The sequence below is a fragment of the Halpernia frigidisoli genome (assembly GCF_900113805.1).
Lineage (GTDB): Bacteria > Bacteroidota > Bacteroidia > Flavobacteriales > Weeksellaceae > Halpernia > Halpernia frigidisoli.
Map to the genome: position 1 here is coordinate 301,403 of NZ_FOQT01000005.1, position 20,191 is coordinate 321,593.

Genomic DNA, 20,191 nt, shown 5'->3' on the forward strand with positions numbered 1-20,191 from the left:
AAATGACCATGATAAATATAGTTTTGCCCGTAGATTTTAGCGATGCCACCACAAAACTGCTTGAAAGCGCAGTGAAATTTGCAAAAGAGACCAATGGAAAAATATTTTTAATTCATGTGGCTGCTTCTGACATTGGTTTTGCTATCGGAGATATGGGATTTCAATATTTCCCCGAAGTAGAAGAAAATGAGATGAAACACGAACTTACTGAACTTAATAATTTAGAAAAGAAAGTTTTAGAACATGGCGTTCAATGCGAACATCTAATGAAACAAGGTGTCTCCGGAGATATTATTCTGGATTATGCGTCGGAAAAAAATGCTGATTACATCGTGATGGGCTCGCATGGAAGAAGCAATATGTACGATGTTTTTGTAGGAAGCCTTACAAAAGAGTTAACGCGTAAATCGCAAATTCCTGTTTTAGTTATACCGATTCACGATTAAAACCCTAAAATAAATAAAAAACCGTCCTGACTTAATTGTCGGGACGGTTTTCTGTATAAATCAATTATTTATTTTTCTTTATTGTAAATTTTTGGATCGTAGTAAGGATGTTTTCCATTTGTAGAATTAACATACTCTTTGTCAGTATTTGCACCTAATTGTGAAACTAAAACATAACACCAATAGCAGAAGAAACCAAATGCTACTAGGAATAAAACCCAATTGATAACGTTTGAGAAAAGATCAAAAAACCCAAAACTCCATTTAAAAACGCTGCTTAAGAATAACCAGAAAGATGTCATTTTTTTTCTATTTTAAATTAACTTTGCACAAATTTACAAAAATGTTTAGATTACTTTCTAAAGAAAGCAATATATTTTCAATTCCGGTTTATCTCGTATTTTTGACAGTGATAATTTCAGCGTTTAATGCGTTGAATATTAGTAATTTAAACATTATTTCTTTTCTTATCACTTTTGTAGGAATTGCTCTTGGCTATTTTGTTTTTAATCAGATAAAATTAAATTATCAGGAGCATTTGCCCCTATTTCTTTATACTTTTTTTATTTTCGCATTTTACCCCGGAGATCTGGACATTGGGATTGCGGTTTCTCTCTTTACAAATTCATTTCTTCTTTTATTTCTAACAAGTACTGATGATGACGTCCGCAAAGATTCCTATGTCTTGATCGGAGCACTTATCCTGCTCAATTTTATATTTTTGCCAACGACCTGGCCAATGATTCTCTTTGTAATTATGCACGTTATTGCAACGTCGAAAAGAATTGCGCTGGATTTTTTTAAAGTCTTGATGGGCGGTTTTTTAATTGTAATCAGCTATTTGGGTCTGATGTATTTTTTAGGATATACCAGCTGGGACAACAGTTATTTCCCTTTTGGAAAATTTAAAATAAATTTAGATCTCTACCCGCTTTATTTACTATCTCCGATTGCTCTTATGATCGTACTATCCGTGATGGATCACTTTAATAACTTTAACAAAAAAAGTCTATCCAGCCGTTTTAAATACGGTTTTATCTTGATTTTTACTTTAGCTCAGTTAATTACAGTTATTTTATATATGGGTAAAAGTAATGAATATCTGTTGCTCTTAGCTTTACCTTTAAGCATAATTTTAGCGCGTTACCTTAAATTTCTACCAAAATATTGGATGCGTGAAACCGGTATTTGGGTGATTATTTTTTCAATTATAATTTTCAAAGTTGGTACTTATTTTAAATTTTTTTAAACTTACATTTCAATGATTCAGATAGATGATAAACTTATTTCGGAAGACGTTTTCACCGAACAATTCGTGTGTAACCTCAGCAAATGCAAAGGCGCCTGTTGCGTTGAAGGCGACGTTGGTGCTCCTTTAGACAAAGAAGAAACAGTAATTTTAGAGAGAATTTTTGATAAAGTAAAACCCTATTTGCGTCCGGAAGGCGTTGCTGCTTTAGAAAAACAGGGAACCTGGACTTTAGATCCAAATGATAACGATTTTGTGACGCCAATGATTGAAGGAAAAGAATGTGCGTACGTCATTTTTGACGAAAAAGGTGTTACAAAATGCGGTATTGAAAAAGCCTACGAAGATGGCGCAGTTGATTGGCAAAAGCCGATATCCTGTCATCTTTATCCCATTCGCGCAAACCAGTATTCTACTTTTGTGGCCATCAATTATCATGAATGGGAAATCTGCAATGACGCGTGTATTTTAGGAAAAGAATTACAAGTTCCGGTTTATAAATTTTTGAAAACGCCTTTGATAAGAAAATATGGTGAAGAATTTTACTCTACTTTATGCGATGCTGCGGATGAATGGAAAAAAGAATACGGAAATAAATAAAATTATTATTTTCAGAAAATAAAATCTTTATATTTTAAGGAAATAATTTATCTGTGCAAATCTGTGAAATCTGTGTGCTAATTTTTCTCTCACAGATTTCACGGATTTTCACAGATTTTTTTTGACTATAATACACAAAAAAGCCGCTGAAATTCAGCGACTTTTCTTAATATTTTGAAGAGTATTATTTCTTTAATTCTTCTAAAAATTCGTCGTGAGAAATTTTACTTTCTTTTTTAGAAGATTTTTCTAAAATCACGTCTTTTAATTTTGCCATAGCAACTTCACCGGAGATCTGACGAACCTGCTCTTCATTTTTAAGCATTTCTACCGCATATTTTTGAATTTCTTCTTCCGGCAAACTGTGCATACCATACATCGCCAACTGATTTCTCACCAATTGCTCAGCCTGCAAAAGAACATCGTTGTAATCTAATTTTACATCGTTGTCATTCATCAGTTTTCCTTCAATTATCTGATATTTTAACTGATTTCTTTCCTGTTCCAAAGCCTGTTTTGCCTGATCTTCAGATTGAATCTGCTCATTTGAAAACATTAACCATTTAACCAGAAAAGTTTCCGGAAGCTTAACTTCCTCCTTTTCAGTGATTTGTTCTAAAATTTTATTTACAAAGTGAACATCTGCATTTTGCTGGAAATATTCGTCAAGTTCAGCTTTCACCTTATCTGTTAATTCCTGCTCAGATTTAATATTTCCTTCACCATAAACTTTATCAAACATTTCCTGATCAAGTGGTGCTAACTTTAAGTTGTAAAATTCCTTTGCAGTAACTTCAACTTCCTTGTGGTGAAGATGTTCCGCTTCTTCTTTAGAAAAACCTAATTCTTTTGCCAGTTCTTCTTTGGCGATTAAATCTTCTTTCGACACTTTTATTGATTCACCAACTTTCAAAGATTTTACTAAAGCAAAAACTTCTTTTTGATCTTTGTTGATGTTAATATTTTTTGGGGCGTGGTTATGCTCACCTTCTGCGTCACCTTCTACTACTTGCTTTACTTCCAACGCAACGTAAGAATCTTCGCCCAAAGTTTCCTGATCTTCTTTTTCAGCAAAACGTTTCTGCATATTTTCAATGCTTTGTCCTACTTCTTTTTCACCAGCTTCTACATTATAATAAGGCGCCTCATATTTTGCAAGATCAATTTTGAAATCCGGTTCATAACCTACTTCAAAAGCAACTGTTAATTGTTCAGCGTTTGGATCTAACTCATCAACAGGCTGTGGAATTGGCTGGCCGATCAGTTTTAAATTATTTTCGGTAACGTAGCCGTTTAAGCCTTCAGAAACCTGTTTGTTGATTTCTTCAAAAGCGATGCCTGCTTCATATTGCTTTCTAACCATGCTCAAAGGCACTTTTCCTTTTCTAAAACCTGGAACCTGCGCTGTTTTCGCGTAGTTCATCAATTGTTTATCTACTTTTTCTTTATAGTCAGATTTATTTAAAGTCACTGTAAGTAAAGCACTTACATCGTCATGGTTTGTTGCTGTAACGTTCATTTAATTCAAATTTTTAGGTTGCAAAAGTAAGAAATTTTAATTTAAAATCCGCAAATACAAGCAATTGAAGTTGTTTTTTATTAAATATTTATGATTATTTATGCAGCTTTTCCGCCTTCCGTTCCCAATCTTTTTGCTTCGACGTTTATTTTTAAAAAGAAATTGATTTCAGGCAAAAAGGATTTCCACTCAAGTCGGGCTGCAATGTTTGCGTGAAATATGATTTAGTTTTAGATACAAAGTTTTTTATAAATGGAATTCGAAGTTCCCTAAAATTTTGAATATAATTTTCTAATTATAAACAAATCTGCAGCCCGACTTGAGTGGAAATCCTTTTTTTTCATTTGAAAAAAAGATTGGGAACGGATGGCGGAAATGTCTGCCCAAATAAATAATAAAATTCCAACAGATTATTTTGCTTTGCTCGCAATGACAAAAATGTGTAACTTTGCATTTCTTAAACATTGGGGTTGACTGGTTTCGACAGCGAGATCGATGGGTAAGTAAGCATGCAGAGAACCGTAGCGCGATCTCTTTAATCCCTTGCTACAAAACTTTAACTGGCAACCAAGAGTTCGCTCTTGCAGCATAATCTGAATAAAGTAGGATTCTGCGCATTCCCGAAGATAGTACGGAAGCAAGATGTCTCGCAAATGCTTCGTTCTGCGGCGTTTGATTTTGAGGCATAGCAATGCAGAAATAGGTCTTGAGAGTCTTTGGCTCAAGAATGAAAACTTCAGAAGATAAGTTAGGATTTGGGTGTCTGTACTCTGGTTTTAATCGAAAATTAATTGCAGAATAAGCATGTAGAAGTCTTATGTGTTGCTCGTTTGGACGAGGGTTCGAATCCCTCCAACTCCACAAAAAACCCTGTAATCGTCTGATTTACAGGGTTTTTAATTTTTGGGTGCTAGTCTAGGTGCTACTTGTTTATAATTAATTCGAAACGATATCTGTTGATTTTTTTTAAATTATATATTTTATTGCGACCAATCTGAAATCATGCCTTCGTGTTATTCTTTCTTATTTTTACTATTTCTCTCAATCTCCAATTTTATTTGACTTTCAACAGATATTCCTAAAAACTCACAGATTCTTTGCTTGTCTTTATAATTTACTGGGTGTCTATGCAAATGATTAACAACAATTCTTTTCAAAAGAAAGTAAGCCATTGGATGTTTTTCTACATAAACTTTTATTAATTGTAAATCTCTATCTGGAAAACCCGAACCTTGATCCAATTTAATTAAGAGATTAACCAATTTAACAGAAGCAAAGTCCATTTCATTTTGAACTTTTAGATATTTTTCCATTAATTTAGGACTTCCTACAGAATCGGATATTTTTTTGATAAAAGTGTATGAAATTTGAGTACAAAGGGAAAATAATAAATGTTTAGCAACTTTACTTATTTTATCGTTCTGAATATCAACCTTATTTTCCTCACTTCTACTTTCATTATTTTTTTCCTCAATTTTTGAAATAATTTCTGTAAGTTGATTTACAATAAAGTCTGTATTCTGAATAAATGATGTAAAGAATACATTTAATGTTCGTAATCCCAATTCATATGTTTCTTTTAAGACTTGATGTTTTACCGGACCAGTCATAGAACCACTAGGATTATTTTTAATTATTTGACCTAAAATTTCTATTAATTTAAAACTTAAATTAAGTTTAGATATAATATCAATTTCGCTTATATCTTCATCTATATCATAATCTTGTACTACTGCTTTTGTTCTCTTTGATTATTTGTTTTAGAATCTTGAATACTATTTTCTTCCTCTCTAATCTCTTCATGAGATTTTGATTTTAAATATAATTTCGGAAGTTCAGTAACTAAACTGTTAATAAGTGTAATATCCTCCTCTAATTTGCACGGGCTTAATTCATTGAAAACGTCCTTGGCGTTTTTTAATAGTTCGTCAATAATAAATTCGTCACTGCTAAAATGAATGAGAAAAAGTAAAATATTTGCAAATTCAGTACGATAAAGTCTCTGACAAAGTTTTGAGATTAAAATTTTTACATCTTTTCTATTTATATATTTTGACAAATGTTGGGCTTCAAAAAAATAGTATGTATATTGATATTTAAATTCAATATTGTCACCATAAGAATGTAATATACCTGCCTTACAAAGTGTTTCTATAATTTGAGCGGATGCCATAGATCTTGGCAAATCCAATTTTTCATAACTTTTAATATCATCGTGAAATTCTGAAAACTCCGCAGTTGATAATATCGTAGATTTTTTATTGAAAAAGAAATTTGCTAACTCGCCGCAATAACTTTTATAGATATTCAATTCAGTTTGATCTTTGATGTTTTCAGTCAAAGTTTTAAGAATTAATAGTTGGTAATAATTACCATATGAACTTATTTGTAAATCATGAGGATTACTAGTTTCTAAAGCCTGCAATAGAATTAGTAAAAATATAGGATAGTTCGGTACTATTCGTTGACCCATTGCTACATTAATCGCTCGTACTGCATCATCAATTTTTCTGCAATTTTCCTCATCTGAATTGTAATCATCATTACCTAAAGCATACCACTTATTAATTAATTTATATCTTAATGAATGATTAAATTCTAATATTTCATACTGAATAAATTCAGAGAATAAATCAGCAGAATTTGCTTCATCTGTGAAAATTTCTTCAATTGCATATAGTTCATTTCCAATGAAAATTAAATTTTTATAATTATCACTTAAATTTTTGATAAATTTTCCTTTAGATTTTTGATTCTTAAGTGGATTTTTATCAAAGTCATCAATCATTATAAATATATTTGAAATATCTTCTTGGATAAAATCCTCTAACGAATCTTCTCCATATTGAGAAACAAAAACATTTTTTACAATATCCTTAAAATCATTAAAATTTCCTGATTTTATTAATCTACCATCTACTAAAATTGGAATAAATCCTTTTTTAAGCAATTCAAAAAATATCATTCTTAATAAAGAAGATTTTCCGATATTTTCACCTCCGAAAAAAACGTATTTCGAGTTTTGCTTTATAGACTGTATTACACTATCTGAATTTTCAACTAATAATGAAATACCATTATCTGTACTATCTTTAGTATTAAAATATCTTAAAATCGGATAAACATAAATATCACTTAAATTAATGTCAGATACGTTTGGATGTTTAAATTTTCCTCCAACATCATTTAATAACTCTTTAAAATCATCTTCTAAACTATATTTGTATTTGAAATTATTTTTACTTCTCTTGTAATTAATCCAATCTAAATTATTATCTGCTAAATTATATTTTTCCGTATTCCAATAATACTTTTCTGTTTTAAAGGATTCGGTATCCAAATCAAAACCTAACAAATTAAATTCACTTTCAAAAATATTATCAGATTCTTGAAGAACAGATCCTTCAAGATGATAGACAATGTTGTTTTCTAAATTATCAATTTTTTCTCTAGAAGATTCATGCTCATGTCCAGTTAGATAAAAATCTGATGTTTTTTGAATGTGGGTTGAAAATTCTCTACGATTTATGGGATTTAACCAATGAAACGGATGATGTAGCAAACTAAATACTATATCACCTTTCTCATTCAATATTTCATCAGGTAAAATTGAGGTTGGAAAAAACATTTTCCCACTTTGTTCATGAATTTCAGAAATGTATGCTGTATTGTAACAATGAAAAATCACTTTCTTGTCATCAAATTCAAAATTATAAATACTTACCAATCTATCTTCGTAAATAGGCTTATCAGTCTGAATTTGATTCTTAAAATTAAAATATTCTTCTTGCACACCTGTGCATTGCTCAATAACTGAACTGTCAAATGCAGAATCACCAAGATTTTGAATCATATTTATCTGATTTTGCCGTGCTTTGTTGTCAAGCGCAAAATCACAGTCATGGTTTCCGGCAATTACTATTATATGTACATCTTTTTTACTGTAGTCTGTAAGTTTACTTTGCAAATTTTTAATAAAATTTGTACCAATTTCAAATTCTTCTTTTTTTCCAGAAAACGCGGTGTCACCAGTCACGATAAGAAAAATTTTATCATATTCCAAAGAAGAATTTCTTATTGCTTCAAATAATTTATCTCCCTTATCTAAAATAGAATTGTCACTCATTTTTAGATGAATATCTGATAATTGAATTAGTAAAATTTTCATATTATAATTTTTAGTTTATTTTTAATTTTTAGTTTTGTAGTGGATTTCAAGGAATAATCACAACTTCCCACTACCAATATCTGTATAACACTCAAAATAGAAATATAATTCTTCTAAAACCACTTCCGTTGTTCATCGTTAGAAATATTTAATTTAAATATTGATAATTTTAAATTCTTTTACCATATAAGGAATATTGATGTAAATCACCATTATAATTATTCCCATAATAGCAATTTTCATCATCAAAAAATTTTATAGAACTATATATTGGCGGTATTACAAAATCCCCATATCGATCTATTACTGCCATTTTATGATCTCCGGGAACAAGTTGATATTCCCAATTATCATCAGGAAGACTTAAATCTGAAACCATGATTATAAAATGATTTCCTTGAGGAATATATTCTTCGATATTATGAAGACACTTTCTAATTATTTTTCCATTAGTGTTAACTATCCCAAACAATTCACTTCCTTCCCAATTGCCGTGCATAACTCCTAAATATTGACGATTATCATCTAACCAAAAACATTCAATCGCACTCTCTTCAAATAACTTTGAAATGTTAATTATGATTGTACCATCATTTTTGTCAACCTTTAATGTCGTTATTTCTTCATTCTCAATTGTTTCGTAGGTTGATATAATTCGATTTATATTTTTCATTCTTGATTTTTCAAATTTTAAAAAAATTATTTACAAACTCCCACTACTAATATCCTTATACCTCTCAAAATAAAAATTCAGTTTTTCTAAAACCATTTCCTTTTTATTTTGACGCTCATTATTTGGTGTGAATTTGGAAATTGGCGGAAGTATTTTTGATAACGATGTTCCCGAAGTTTGAATTTCGCCATTTTTAAAGCAATTTCGAATGAATTTATAAGTTTCATCCTCCTTTAGATTTTCTTCAGAAATGATCACGTCCAATTCTGACTTCATTTTTTTGTTGACAAAAGTTTCCCATTCTTCATCCACCGCAGATTGTGGTGTTAAAGATTGGATAAATAATTCTATCAAATCTTTTTTATTCCGCAGTTCAATACTGGAATCTATGGCTTTTGAAATATTTATTGTAATTTCTTTGTCCTGCAAGTGCGTTTCATGATAAACGCGAATTAATGCTAGAATATAATCGATATTGATCTCAACTTGCTTTATTAATTCCATCTCAAAGACGATGTCATCATTTACATTTTCACTATCGCCATCGTTTACAGTCCGAAATTCATTATAAAGTTCAATGTACATACTGTGATAATCCTGAACATCTCTATCTGTGAGTATTTCTTTGCCAAAGAAACTATCAAATGAATTGAGAATGTTTTGAAATTTAAGTACAGAACTGTATAATTTTATGAACTGCTTTTTATTGTCTTCGCCTACGATATTCTGCCCAACTGGAAATCTTTCAGTTAGTTCATCCACAATATCTACAAAGCCAACAATATCTTTTTTACCATCATTGTAACCGTAATAATAATCATCAAAAGTTCGAAGCAAGACAATTCCACCGGCTTCTTTGTCGCCGAAAAGCGCCAAACTTTCATTTGTTTTTTCTTCTAAATTTCTAAAACAAACAATATTTCCGAACGTTTTTACCGAATTTAGGATTCTATTTGTTCTGGAAAATGCCTGCAAAAGACCGTGCATTCTCAAATTTTTATCAACCCATAAAGTATTAAGCGTTGTCGCATCAAATCCGGTTAAGAACATATTAACCACAATAAGCAAATCTATTTCGCGGTTTTTCACACGCATAGAAATATCTTTGTAATAATTTTGAAACTTATCTGCGGAAGTGTCGTAACTCGTCCCAAACATTCCATTATAATCCCGGATCGCACCATCCAGAAAATCACGATTTGGAGCGCTTAAATCATCCGTATTTTCTGTATTTTCATCTCCTGTTCCATCTTCTTCCTCATCATTCACACCATAACTAAAAATGGTCGCCACCTTCAATCTCAAAATTTCGGGAATTTCTTCCTGCTGTTCTTTAAACTCTTTGTAATAGGCTTTCGCCATATCTATTGATGCCACCGCAAAAATGGAATTGAAACCGCTCATTCGGATTCTCTCTTTCACTTCCTCAACTTTTGTCCGGTCTTTTGCAGTTGCCACATCATACACATTTGTGATGGTAGAAACCATAAAAGGTTTTGCATTACGCATTGTTTTTTGGGTAAAATGTGTAGAAATATACCTCACATTATTCCCGATCCGGATTGGATCCATCAAGGCTTTTTCTCTATCAATGTCCTTTACTTTTCGATCTTCGATACCATCCTTTTCTTTCATCGTGCTGAAATAATCAATACGGAAAGGCAACACATTTTTATCTGAAATCGCATTCACAATAGTGTAAGTATGCAAAGCGGAAGTGTGAGATTCTGGCGGACAATTTTTATAATCGCCGTGGGTTTTGCATCCGAAGGCTTGAACTGTAGTTCTTAAATCTGGATTTCTACCACTTGAAGCATTTTTTGCAAAAATTGGTGTTCCTGTAAATCCAAATAAGTAATATTTTTTGAAACTTTTCTTGATTGCTTTGTGCATATCGCCAAACTGCGAACGGTGGCATTCATCAAAAATAATTACCGTAGGTTTCGCAAAAGCCGGATGCGCTTTATGTTTTTTAATTAAAATGGCCAGTTTCTGAATGGTTGTGATGATAATTCTTGCATTGGGATCATCCAATTGCTTGTTCAAAACATTTGTACTGGTACTGCTATTGGCAGCGCCTTTTTCAAATTTATCATATTCCTTCATCGTTTGGTAATCCAGATCTTTTCTGTCTACCACAAAAAGAACTTTATCTATAAACTCAAACTTACTCGCTAATTGCGCGGTTTTAAAGGAAGTTAATGTTTTTCCACTTCCCGTTGTGTGCCAAATGTAGCCGCCTGCATTTGCAGTTCCATAACTTTTATAATTGTTCGCTACATTTATTTTACCTAAAATTCTTTCTGTAGCCACAATTTGATAAGGACGCATCACCAAAAGCAATTGATCGGACGTAAAAACACAATATTTTACAATAACATTCAAAAGACTGTGTTTGGCAAAAAATGTTCCGCCAAAATCCATTAGATCTAAAATCGGACTGTTATTCGCATCTGCCCACCAAGAAGTAAATTCATAACTATTACTGGATTTTTTGCCACGTCCAGCACTTTTTTCTGTCTGCTCTTTTACGTGACTAAATCTTGTGGTATTGCTGTAATATTTGGTGTACGTCCCATTTGAAATTACAAATAACTGCACGTACTCAAATAAACCGCTGTCTGCCCAAAATGATTCCCGGGCATAACGATTAATTTGGTTAAAGGCTTCCTGCAAACTCACGCCGCGCTTTTTGAGTTCTACATGAACCAATGGCAAACCGTTTACAAGAATGGTCACATCATAACGCGTGCTTCGTTTTCCAGTTTCTGTTTCATATTGATTGATGACCTGCAACCGGTTATTATGAATATTTTCTTTGTCCAGCAGTCGAATATTTTTAACCGAACCATCATCGCGGTTGAGCAATTGAATATGGTCTTCCTGGATAATTTTTGTTTTTTCTACAATGCCACTATTTTGATTGGCTATTTTAGTTTTATAAAATTCCTTCCATTCTTTATCTGAAAACTGATAATCATTTAGCAATTCTAATTGTTGTTTAAGATTATCAATAAGGTCTTTTTCGCTACTAATTTTAATAAAAGTATAGGCTTGCTTCTCTAATAATTCGATGAAAGATTTCTCAAGTTCTGCTTCAGACTGGTATTTTGCTTCCCGTTTGTAGGGCGAAACATATTCTGCAACTACGGTGCTTTCTGGGTTTTCTGCAATTATTTTGTAATCTTCCATCATTCGATATTGTTTTCTATAAATAATTCCTGCAATTTTTGTTGCAGCACCTTTTTGTTCGGCAATTGTGTTTTATATTCTGCGACCATTGTGGGCGATAAAGTCCTGCTCAAGGCATATTCTACTACTTCGCTGTCTTTGTCTTTGCAAAGAAGAATACCGATACTTGGGTTTTCATTGCGTTTTTTCACATCACGATCCAGGGCTTCCAGATAGAAATTTAATTGCCCTAAATGTTCCGGTTTAAATTTATCTGCTTTCAGTTCAAAAGCCACCAAACATTGCAAACCTCTGTGGTAAAATAAAAGATCTATAAAGAAATCAGAATTACCGACCTGTACTTTATATTCTTCGCTGACGAAAAGAAAATCTTTACCCAACTCCAAAATGAAATTTTTCATCTGCTGAATCAGTCCTTTTTGCAGGTCACTTTCAGAATGTGGCTCTGGTAAATTTAAAAAATCAAAAACATAACTGTCTTTAAAAGTGTTTGTTAAATCATTTTCTAAAACTCTCAACGCTGTTGAGAGTTTTGCATTGCCGATCATTGTTCTTTCAAATAAACTGGCAGAAATCTGACGGTCTAATTCCCGTTTGCTGTAATTTTCTTCTTTACTTATTTTGAGATAAAATTCTTTTTCCTCTAAAGTATCACATCTTGAAAATATCGCCAGATTATGAGACCAACTCAATTCTCTCACCAGCGGCGAGAGTTTTGGCTCGTCTTTGTAGGTTTCATAAAACTGCTTCATCCGCCACAGATTTTTATCTGAAAATCCTTTTAATTGGGGGTCGGTTTGCTGAATGTAGATGGCCAATTCTTTTACCACAGATTGTCCCCACTCGCTGGCTGCAACTTTTTGGCTAATGTGCGTGCCAATATTCCAATACAGATTAATGAGTTCTGCATTGACGGTTTTTAGGGCATTACTTCTTGCCTGCCGAATAAGTTGGATGATGTTTTGAAACTGGTTGTCCATTTTATTTTAAAATTAATAGTTCTGGATTTCTTTAAAAGTCAATAGTTTTTCGCGGTAATACTCATATTGCTGTCTTCTGGCTCTTATTTCTGCCGGAATACCGCTGGAAATATCATTAACCAAAGCATCAAATTTATCTAAAATAGAAACGATTCTTTCTTGTTCTTTTAATGTGGGAACTGGGATTTTAAAAGTATTTAATTGCTGTAAATTCAAATTAGGTTGAGCAGAACCTTTTACAGAAAACAAAATATATTTTTTCATATATTCCGATTTTAAATAATAAAAAATATAGTTTAGATTAACCTTTTCCATTAATCTTATAATTGCTAATGCTTGATTAGTATTTGCAGGTAATATATCTTTCGTAACAATTACACATTTTCCAATTGTTGCTCCTGCAATTGTAAAAAGAATATCATTAACTTCAAGTTTAGACCTTTTAAGAATAGTTTCGTGCGTTTCTTCATCTATATAAGCCAACTTTTTTTTCTCAATTCTTGACCCAACAAATGATTCAGTTTTGACAAATGAAATTCCAAATTCCTTATAAAATTTGGGTGTTGTTCCTTTGGTTATCAAACTACAAATACTTCCTAAAGTTTTCCATTCTACATTTTCATCAAAACTTAACAATTGGTTTCTATAAAATTCATATTGATTAGTGCGCTTCTCCAACTCCGCCTCCAATTCCGTATCTAACTCCGTGAATTTATCCAAAATTTTCACTATTTTTTCTTGTATTGGAAGTGGTGGAAAGGGAAATAAAAATTTTGAATAAACTGAAATCCATTGTCGTGCGTGATCTTGGGGTTTATATTTATTACACCTCATTGCATAATAAACAAATTTAAAATTTACCTCACTATCATCCTTTAAAGTAAGTAATTTCATCGCAGAAGATTTTACTTTAAAATCAAAATTAACCCAATGAAAAGAAGTGGTAAAATCATCAAAAATAATTACAGGATTATTCCTATTTGCGCTTTTAATTCCTTCTTTTTCATCAGTAAAACCTAAAATAAAACTTTGTCCTGCTGTTAAAACTGGAGTTTTAAAAGCATTGTCGTATTTGGTAGTTTTCACAATATACTTTGTAGGCTGTTCATAATTTAAAACAGAACTAAACTCTTTAAAATCAACACCATTAGGACAAAATTCTTCGATTAATTTTTCTACTGTATTCATTAAGCATTTTCTAAATCATTAACAATAGCATCAATCGAAGTTCTCAATTCTATTTGTCGGCTTACAATTTCTTCAATCTGATGGTTTAAAGTTTTAATGTCGATAATTTCCTTCGTGTTTTCCTGCTCCACAAAACTACTGACCGCAATATTATAGTCATTTTCTTCAATACCAATGTTGGGTACTAAAGTCGCAAAATGGTCAACATCAACTCTTGCAGCGTAAGCGTCCAAAACTTTTTTATGGTTTTCTGCTGACATTTTATTTTTACTTCCACCACGTACAAATTCTGCAGAAGCATCAATAAATAAGACAGAATTATCTGTTTTACTTTTTTTCAAAACTAAAATACAAGTTGAAATAGAAGTTCCAAAAAACAGATCTGGTGGCAATTGTATGACGGCATCTACAAAATTATTATCTACCAAATATTTACGTATTTTCTGCTCTGCGCCACCACGGTACAAAACACCGGGAAATTCTACAATTGCTGCCGTTCCGGAAGTAGAAAGCCAAGAAAGCATGTGAAGTGTAAAAGCCAGATCTGCTTTGCTTTTCGGTGCTAAAACGCCTGCCGCAGAAAAACGTGGATCATTAATTAATAAAGGATTGGCGTCGCCTTCCCAATTTATAGAATATGGCGGATTAGAAACAATGGCATCAAAAGGTTCATCATCCCAATGTTTTGGATCCATCAAAGTATCGCCGTGCGTAATATCAAATTTTTCGTAATTAATATCGTGCAGAAACATATTGATGCGGCAAAGATTGTAAGTGGTAATATTAATTTCCTGTCCGTAAAATCCCTGTCTCACATTGTCTTTGCCCAAAACTTTGGCAAACTGCAAAAGCAAAGAACCAGAACCACAGGCTGGATCATAAACTCGGTTAACTTCCGTTTTTCCCACCAAAGTAATCCGCGCCAAAAGTTCTGAAACTTCTTGCGGTGTAAAAAATTCACCACCAGATTTTCCGGCATTTCCCGCATACATCGCCATCAAATATTCATAGGCGTCACCGAAAGCATCAATATTATTATCCTGGTAATTGCCTAATCTTAAACCTGCGATGGCTTCTAAAATCTTAACTAATCTTTCATTTCTTTTCTGGACATTGGCGCCTAATTTATTGCTGTTTACATCTACATCATCAAACAAACCTTTCAGATCATATTCACTTGGATGGCCTTTGGCAGAACCTTCAATATTTTTAAAGATTTCGCGCAGACTTTCGTTTAAATCAGCGTTATTTTTGGAATGTTTTACAATATTTTGAAATAATTCTGACGGCAAAATATAGAATCCTTTTTCCTGCACGGTATCTTCTCGACCAAATTCTGCTTCTTCATCTGTAATCTGGGCATAATCAAAATCTTTACTCCCGGTTTCCCATTCCGATCTATTAATATGATTAATGAGATTTTCTGAAATAAATCGGTAGAATAAAATACCTAAAACATAAGATTTAAAATCCCAACCGTCGACGCTTCCACGTAATTCGTTGGCAATTTTCCAAATGGTTTCGTGCAAAGCGGAACGTTCCTGTTCTTTGGTCATAAAAGTTTATTAATGTTTAAATAATGTAAAAGACGTAAAAATACGAAAAGGATTGACAAATCTATAAGTCAAACTTATAATTCAGAAAATTGCTCCTGAATATTTAGGAAAATTACCGAAAGATTTATAATGAAACTATCCATTCTTTATAAATTCATTGTAAATCCATTCCTTACTTGGAATTTTTTTTACTCTCCACCCAATTTTCATATTTCTCTGATAATTTTTTTTCTTTCAGATAACTATTCATTCTATACGCTTCTGATGAATAAAATTTTAATTTTCTTTCAGCATCTACTTTCTGGTAATGTTGATCGATCCCATAATAAAGAAAAGCAGTACATAAAAATGAAAGAACAGTCAGAGCACCATAAAAATGCAATTGATATTTCTCTTTCTCTTTAACAACATCTTTTATCGTGGAAATCTGTTTTTCAAAAATATTTAATAATTCACTTCTATGCTCTTTAAACATTCTTGCATTTTCTTGAATTACTGTACCCAACGGTTCGTACTCCACTTTAAGAGATGAATTTTTAATTTCTTTCAACTTTGCATTAACTGTGGTAATTATTTTTTCATTCAAATCGAATTTCTCAATTGCTATATCAAGTTTCTCATTGAAGAGTTCCATCAGATCTTGTGATTTTAATTTTTGTGCCATATTATCTTCTTTTAAATGTTTTTTTACGTTTTCTTTTTAATTCATCTTCGGTATGATCGACGATGTTTGGACTAAATGCGAAAATATTATTTGCAGAAAAATTATTATTTCTTTTTTCTGCAATGATTGATTCTTCGTGAACCTTTTGAATGCTAAATTGATTTGATTCCTCCATTGCATTACTTAAATCAAAATTTTTATCCTGAAAAAACAGACCGGAATCCAACAGGTTTTTCAGTCCCATATTTCGGTGGACTTCACTTGCTTTCATTTCCGTTTGAGTTTCCATATTTCGAACTCTAAAACCTTGCAGATTACCTTGCTTATTAATTATCGGGATGAATTTCACACCTTGTTTCATCATTTCTGACAAATACTTTTCCATTGTTCTTGGTTTTGCAGCCATTGCATTCAGATGTTTTTGGTAAATTTCTTTTCTTAAAATTTTAGAATCCATTTTAATACTATCAGCTTCTTTAATTTTATCAATTCTTATTTGTTTTGCAGAAATTAATCTGTTTTTTTCTGCTACTCGGTGTGCAGCCCATTGCGCTTTTTTTCCGATGTGATTATCTTTCAATAATTTCCCATTTTCATCTACTCTGTTGAGAAGTATATGAATATGCCGATGCCGTTTTTCGGTGTGTAAAAAGGCAATGAATTGAGAATTTTCCACATCAATTTCTAATTCTTTCAGAAACTCTTTGGTCAGATTTTGCAATTGTTTTTTACTCAATTTTTCACCATCATCAACATGCGGAGAAAGCACCATTGAAATCAATTTATTCGTAGCTTTTTGATTCAAATTCTGAATAATTTGCATCTCTCTAATAAGTTCTATTGGAGTTTCCCCACAAAGATTATTTCTCAATAATTCTATTCCTTTTTCATCATCAATTACATAATTAAAAAGTGAAAAACCACCTATGCACGATTTTATTTTGCCTATCATTTTATCTCAATTTTTCTAAATGTTTTCTTATTATTCTTGACGTTTCCAGCGCCTCATTTTTCATTCCAGTACCATCACCAAGTTTAAATAAATTGGAAATTCTTCGGAAATTATCTGCAAATTTTGAGAGGTTTTTATAGCATTCAATTTCATCTTTTGTGAGTTTATTTTTGAGTTCTAAATCCAAAGAAATCCTCCGCATAAATTCTGAAATTGACAGACCTGTTTTTGAGATTTTGTTTTTAATAATCTGATGTTCGAGTGGCGAAACTCTGAACCTAAATTCTTTATTTTTCATATTGTTTTTAATTTGTTTTTTTAATTTAAAATTGTGAAACAATTTTTCCTTTTTTGACTATCGGGAGAAAAAGCGAGTCGCCAATAAGATGCAAAATCGGAACGATTTGTAGCGCAATTGGCACATCTCGATGTAAAAACCGTTTTTACTTACTTTTTAAGAATTCTCTCATAAAGAAATCTGCAATATCAATTCCCTTGGCTTTTTGTTCGTCTGTTGTCTCTTTTTCAAGTAAATCTGATACCGTAATTTGAAATCCAACAGCATTAAATCCTTCCGCTTTTCGTTTCCATTCTTCGTAGGTTGTTGAGCCATTTTTTTGAGTTTCACTGTCAGAATATGCGATGATTTTCCGGTGCTTTATTGGTTCTAATTTCTTCAATTTAAATTCCCCTTTTGCACCACAAGCCAACCACAAAAAATCTGGAAATATTACACTCATTATACATGCAGTTTTTTCAGATTCTACTAAAGCAATTATACTTTTTTTATCATCTTTAATTAAATGCAACCCAAACAAACATTGACATAAATTGTAATCTGAAATTTCTTTTTTAATCTTCAAAAATTGATGCATCCATGTTATATTTTTTGTCCGCTTTCCAGTTTCAAAATATTGGATTACTTTTCCGGCTCTTACTATTTTTCGCTCATCAATTTGCCAAAAAACAGTTCCAAAATTAAACTCGCAAAGTGTACCGATTTTGTATTTTTTTTGAACTGAATTTGCTATTGTAGTTCCAAATAAAAATCTTAAATATTTCAAGAAATTATTATCACCAATTATTGATAAATCCACCAAATGATTTTTATGAAATGAAGGAAAAATTTCAACGAAAGCATCATTAGAAATTTCAGAGTTTATGCGGTTTTTAAATCCATCTTTAGAAGGATGATGAAAAAATCCACACTTTGATTCTCTGTCGCATCTTCCGTAATTTTCCATAATTTCACTTCTTTCCGTATCAATGAAAACCACCAATGAAAACTTATTGCAATTGGGACATTTGTATTTCTTTGAACTTGGGTCTAAAATATATCTGTATTTATTCATGCTTGCACTTTCTACATTTTTTGCACTTTCCTTTATTCATAGTAGTTTGAGATGTGATTTTACTTGCACTTTCTTTGCACTTTGTTGCACTTTGAAAAAGTTGCATTTTGCATTTTTTACACTTTGCTGCACTTTTTTAAACAATTAAAGTATTCATAATCAATATATTATAACTCAAAGTGCAATAATGCAAATAGTGCAGTAGGATATTTACATTACATTCTAAAAAACTTGTTTTTCGTAAATTCCGTGGGCAATTTTTTTAAAGAGTTTTTCATCTTTTAGAAAATTTTTAAAACTTCTTTCTTTCATCAAATCTTCTTTAGAAATTATTTCAATTCCTTCTCCTGTTTTAAATTGCTGGGGAAGTTTATCGAATACATTTTTTTGTATTTCTGTGAGCGAGTCATAGTAATTGTTGTCAATGATTTCAAATACACGGATTGCATTTTCAAAAAAATAATCTCTCAATTTTATTGCTGACTTTAGTGACTTTAATGAAATTGATTGCAGTTTGTCATTATTACAAATCGAGTTCATCACTTCAATCAGGATTGCAAACCTCAAAACATATTGTTGCAATTTAACAGAGACGCCTCTTTGATATTCGAAATCAAAATCGTGCTTTTGGTTATTCTGCCAACTATACAAATATTCTTTTGCATCGGGCTGAAACTCCAATACAGTTTCTAAATTCTCGGCCAGATTATAAATTTTGTTGATAAATTCTGAATACCACTCAATATATTTCTCATCTAAATCGAGATCGTTCCATTTATTGTCCACGTATTTATGCGGCAACACAAAAAGAAGACGATCGATAAACCCATTTTTCATTTTATTCGACTGAAAAACACTTGACAAAATACCTTCTTGCATGGTTCCGATAATATCCACTTTTGTATTATCAACTCTCATTTCGTCACCAGAAATTCTATTTTTTATAATTGGCTTTCCACTCCAAGCAGACAAATAGGATTCTTCCTCACTTCCCTTTCTGTATTGGTTGAAGGAATTAAAAAAGCCTGCAATCTCATCGGTATATAAACCAATTCCTCTCGGATTAAAATAATGTGCTTTTACAAATGCTTCTGGTGTAAAATCATTCAGCAATAATTGACGAAGAACCGGACTTGTAGTTTTAAATTTTTCTTCAATCGGTAGTTGTTCATATTCTTTTTTCTTTAGTAGATATTGCTCAAAATTCTGCTTATCCAATTTCATTAAAGGATTAAGACAAAATGAAACTGAATGGCTTTTTACATCACCTGTTCTCCCAACAAGAACCATATATAAATTCGATTTTTCCAACCAACTGTTTTTTACTTTCAGTTGAATTTTATTTCCTATCGAAACTGAAACTGCATATAAAATTGAAGCCGATGTATAATCCGGAGAAAAGTTTAATGTTGTTTCTAATTCTCTCACTAGTTTCTGCATAATTGGTGGAAAAATACTTTCAGGGAATATATTCTTACCAGAAATAAGTTTAAAATCTTCCTTTAATCCATTGAGAATATTGGTAGATCCCAATTGAAATTCATTGTCTGAAATTTCAGATAATTTAATTGCTCTATCATTCATAAATTGTTGATATTCTGAAATATGACTATTTTTTGTCATCATATTTCTAGGTTAGAAATAAAAACCAA

The 20,191-nt window shown here is 31.7% G+C and carries 17 protein-coding genes and 1 other RNA gene; 4 read left to right on the forward strand and 14 right to left on the reverse strand.

The genetic code is table 11. The features are described 5' to 3' along the window. The first annotated feature begins 8 nt into the window (after positions 1-8). Positions 9-446, forward strand: a complete 438-nt coding sequence (locus tag BM238_RS13710; RefSeq protein WP_090082794.1) for a universal stress protein — start codon at positions 9-11, stop codon at positions 444-446. Positions 447-514: 68 nt separating this feature from the next. Here BM238_RS13710 and BM238_RS13715 read toward each other — a convergent pair whose 3' ends face one another. After that, positions 515-748: a hypothetical protein gene (locus tag BM238_RS13715; protein ID WP_090082520.1), complete on the reverse strand. Its 234-nt coding sequence runs from the start codon at positions 746-748 to the stop codon at positions 515-517. Positions 749-789: 41 nt separating this feature from the next. Between BM238_RS13715 and BM238_RS13720 the strand changes: the two genes are divergently transcribed. Both BM238_RS13720 and BM238_RS13725 read left to right on the forward strand, forming a co-directional pair. Then, positions 790-1,695: a DUF6427 family protein gene (locus BM238_RS13720; RefSeq protein WP_090082522.1), complete on the forward strand. Its 906-nt coding sequence runs from the start codon at positions 790-792 to the stop codon at positions 1,693-1,695. Positions 1,696-1,707: 12 nt separating this feature from the next. Next, positions 1,708-2,295, forward strand: coding sequence for a DUF3109 family protein (locus BM238_RS13725; RefSeq protein WP_090082525.1), 588 nt, complete (start codon positions 1,708-1,710; stop codon positions 2,293-2,295). A 184-nt stretch (positions 2,296-2,479) separates the two neighbouring features. Here the strand turns inward: BM238_RS13725 and BM238_RS13730 are convergent, their stop codons facing one another. Continuing rightward, positions 2,480-3,814, reverse strand: coding sequence for a trigger factor (locus tag BM238_RS13730; protein WP_090082529.1), 1,335 nt, complete (start codon positions 3,812-3,814; stop codon positions 2,480-2,482). Positions 3,815-4,280: 466 nt separating this feature from the next. Here BM238_RS13730 and ssrA point away from each other — a divergent pair. Next, positions 4,281-4,678, forward strand: a transfer-messenger RNA (tmRNA) gene (ssrA, locus tag BM238_RS13735). 149 nt (positions 4,679-4,827) lie between these two features. On the opposite strand, the gene BM238_RS13740 is transcribed toward ssrA, so the two are convergent. The 12 genes from BM238_RS13740 to BM238_RS13795 form a co-directional block, all read right to left on the reverse strand. After that, the gene (locus BM238_RS13740; protein ID WP_090082533.1) at positions 4,828-5,424 is read right to left on the reverse strand and encodes a hypothetical protein; all 597 of its coding nucleotides are present in this window, start codon (positions 5,422-5,424) and stop codon (positions 4,828-4,830) included. A gap of 119 nt (positions 5,425-5,543) precedes the next feature. Beyond that, entirely contained in the window at positions 5,544-7,982 is a 2,439-nt protein-coding gene (locus BM238_RS13745) for a metallophosphoesterase family protein (protein WP_090082536.1), read from the reverse strand. Between the two features lie 169 nt (positions 7,983-8,151). Further along, the gene (locus tag BM238_RS13750; RefSeq protein ID WP_090082540.1) at positions 8,152-8,655 is read right to left on the reverse strand and encodes a hypothetical protein; all 504 of its coding nucleotides are present in this window, start codon (positions 8,653-8,655) and stop codon (positions 8,152-8,154) included. Positions 8,656-8,685: 30 nt separating this feature from the next. Continuing rightward, positions 8,686-11,850 carry a type I restriction endonuclease subunit R gene (locus tag BM238_RS13755; protein ID WP_221404939.1) on the reverse strand — a complete coding sequence of 1,055 codons (3,165 nt, stop codon included), beginning with the start codon at positions 11,848-11,850 and terminating at the stop codon, positions 8,686-8,688. After that, positions 11,847-12,827: a PDDEXK nuclease domain-containing protein gene (locus tag BM238_RS13760; RefSeq protein WP_090082545.1), complete on the reverse strand. Its 981-nt coding sequence runs from the start codon at positions 12,825-12,827 to the stop codon at positions 11,847-11,849. The genes BM238_RS13755 and BM238_RS13760 overlap by 4 nt, the downstream gene beginning before the upstream one ends. A gap of 12 nt (positions 12,828-12,839) precedes the next feature. Next, positions 12,840-14,015 carry a restriction endonuclease subunit S gene (locus BM238_RS13765; protein WP_090082548.1) on the reverse strand — a complete coding sequence of 392 codons (1,176 nt, stop codon included), beginning with the start codon at positions 14,013-14,015 and terminating at the stop codon, positions 12,840-12,842. Beyond that, positions 14,015-15,571, reverse strand: a complete 1,557-nt coding sequence (locus BM238_RS13770) for a type I restriction-modification system subunit M (RefSeq protein ID WP_090082551.1) — start codon at positions 15,569-15,571, stop codon at positions 14,015-14,017. The genes BM238_RS13765 and BM238_RS13770 overlap by 1 nt, the downstream gene beginning before the upstream one ends. 172 nt (positions 15,572-15,743) lie before the next feature. Further along, positions 15,744-16,235 (reverse strand): hypothetical protein, encoded by a 492-nt coding sequence (locus tag BM238_RS13775; RefSeq protein ID WP_090082554.1) that lies wholly within the window; start codon positions 16,233-16,235, stop codon positions 15,744-15,746. Between the two features lies 1 nt (position 16,236). Then, the gene (locus BM238_RS13780; protein WP_090082557.1) at positions 16,237-17,187 is read right to left on the reverse strand and encodes a relaxase/mobilization nuclease domain-containing protein; all 951 of its coding nucleotides are present in this window, start codon (positions 17,185-17,187) and stop codon (positions 16,237-16,239) included. A 1-nt stretch (position 17,188) separates the two neighbouring features. After that, on the reverse strand, positions 17,189-17,485 hold the full coding sequence (locus tag BM238_RS13785) for a plasmid mobilization protein (protein WP_090082799.1): 297 nt from the start codon (positions 17,483-17,485) through the stop codon (positions 17,189-17,191). Between the two features lie 145 nt (positions 17,486-17,630). Further along, positions 17,631-18,539 (reverse strand): DUF6371 domain-containing protein, encoded by a 909-nt coding sequence (locus tag BM238_RS13790; protein WP_143093403.1) that lies wholly within the window; start codon positions 18,537-18,539, stop codon positions 17,631-17,633. A gap of 222 nt (positions 18,540-18,761) precedes the next feature. Beyond that, entirely contained in the window at positions 18,762-20,165 is a 1,404-nt protein-coding gene (locus BM238_RS13795; protein WP_090082565.1) for a DUF3987 domain-containing protein, read from the reverse strand. Positions 20,166-20,191: the final 26 nt, after the last annotated feature.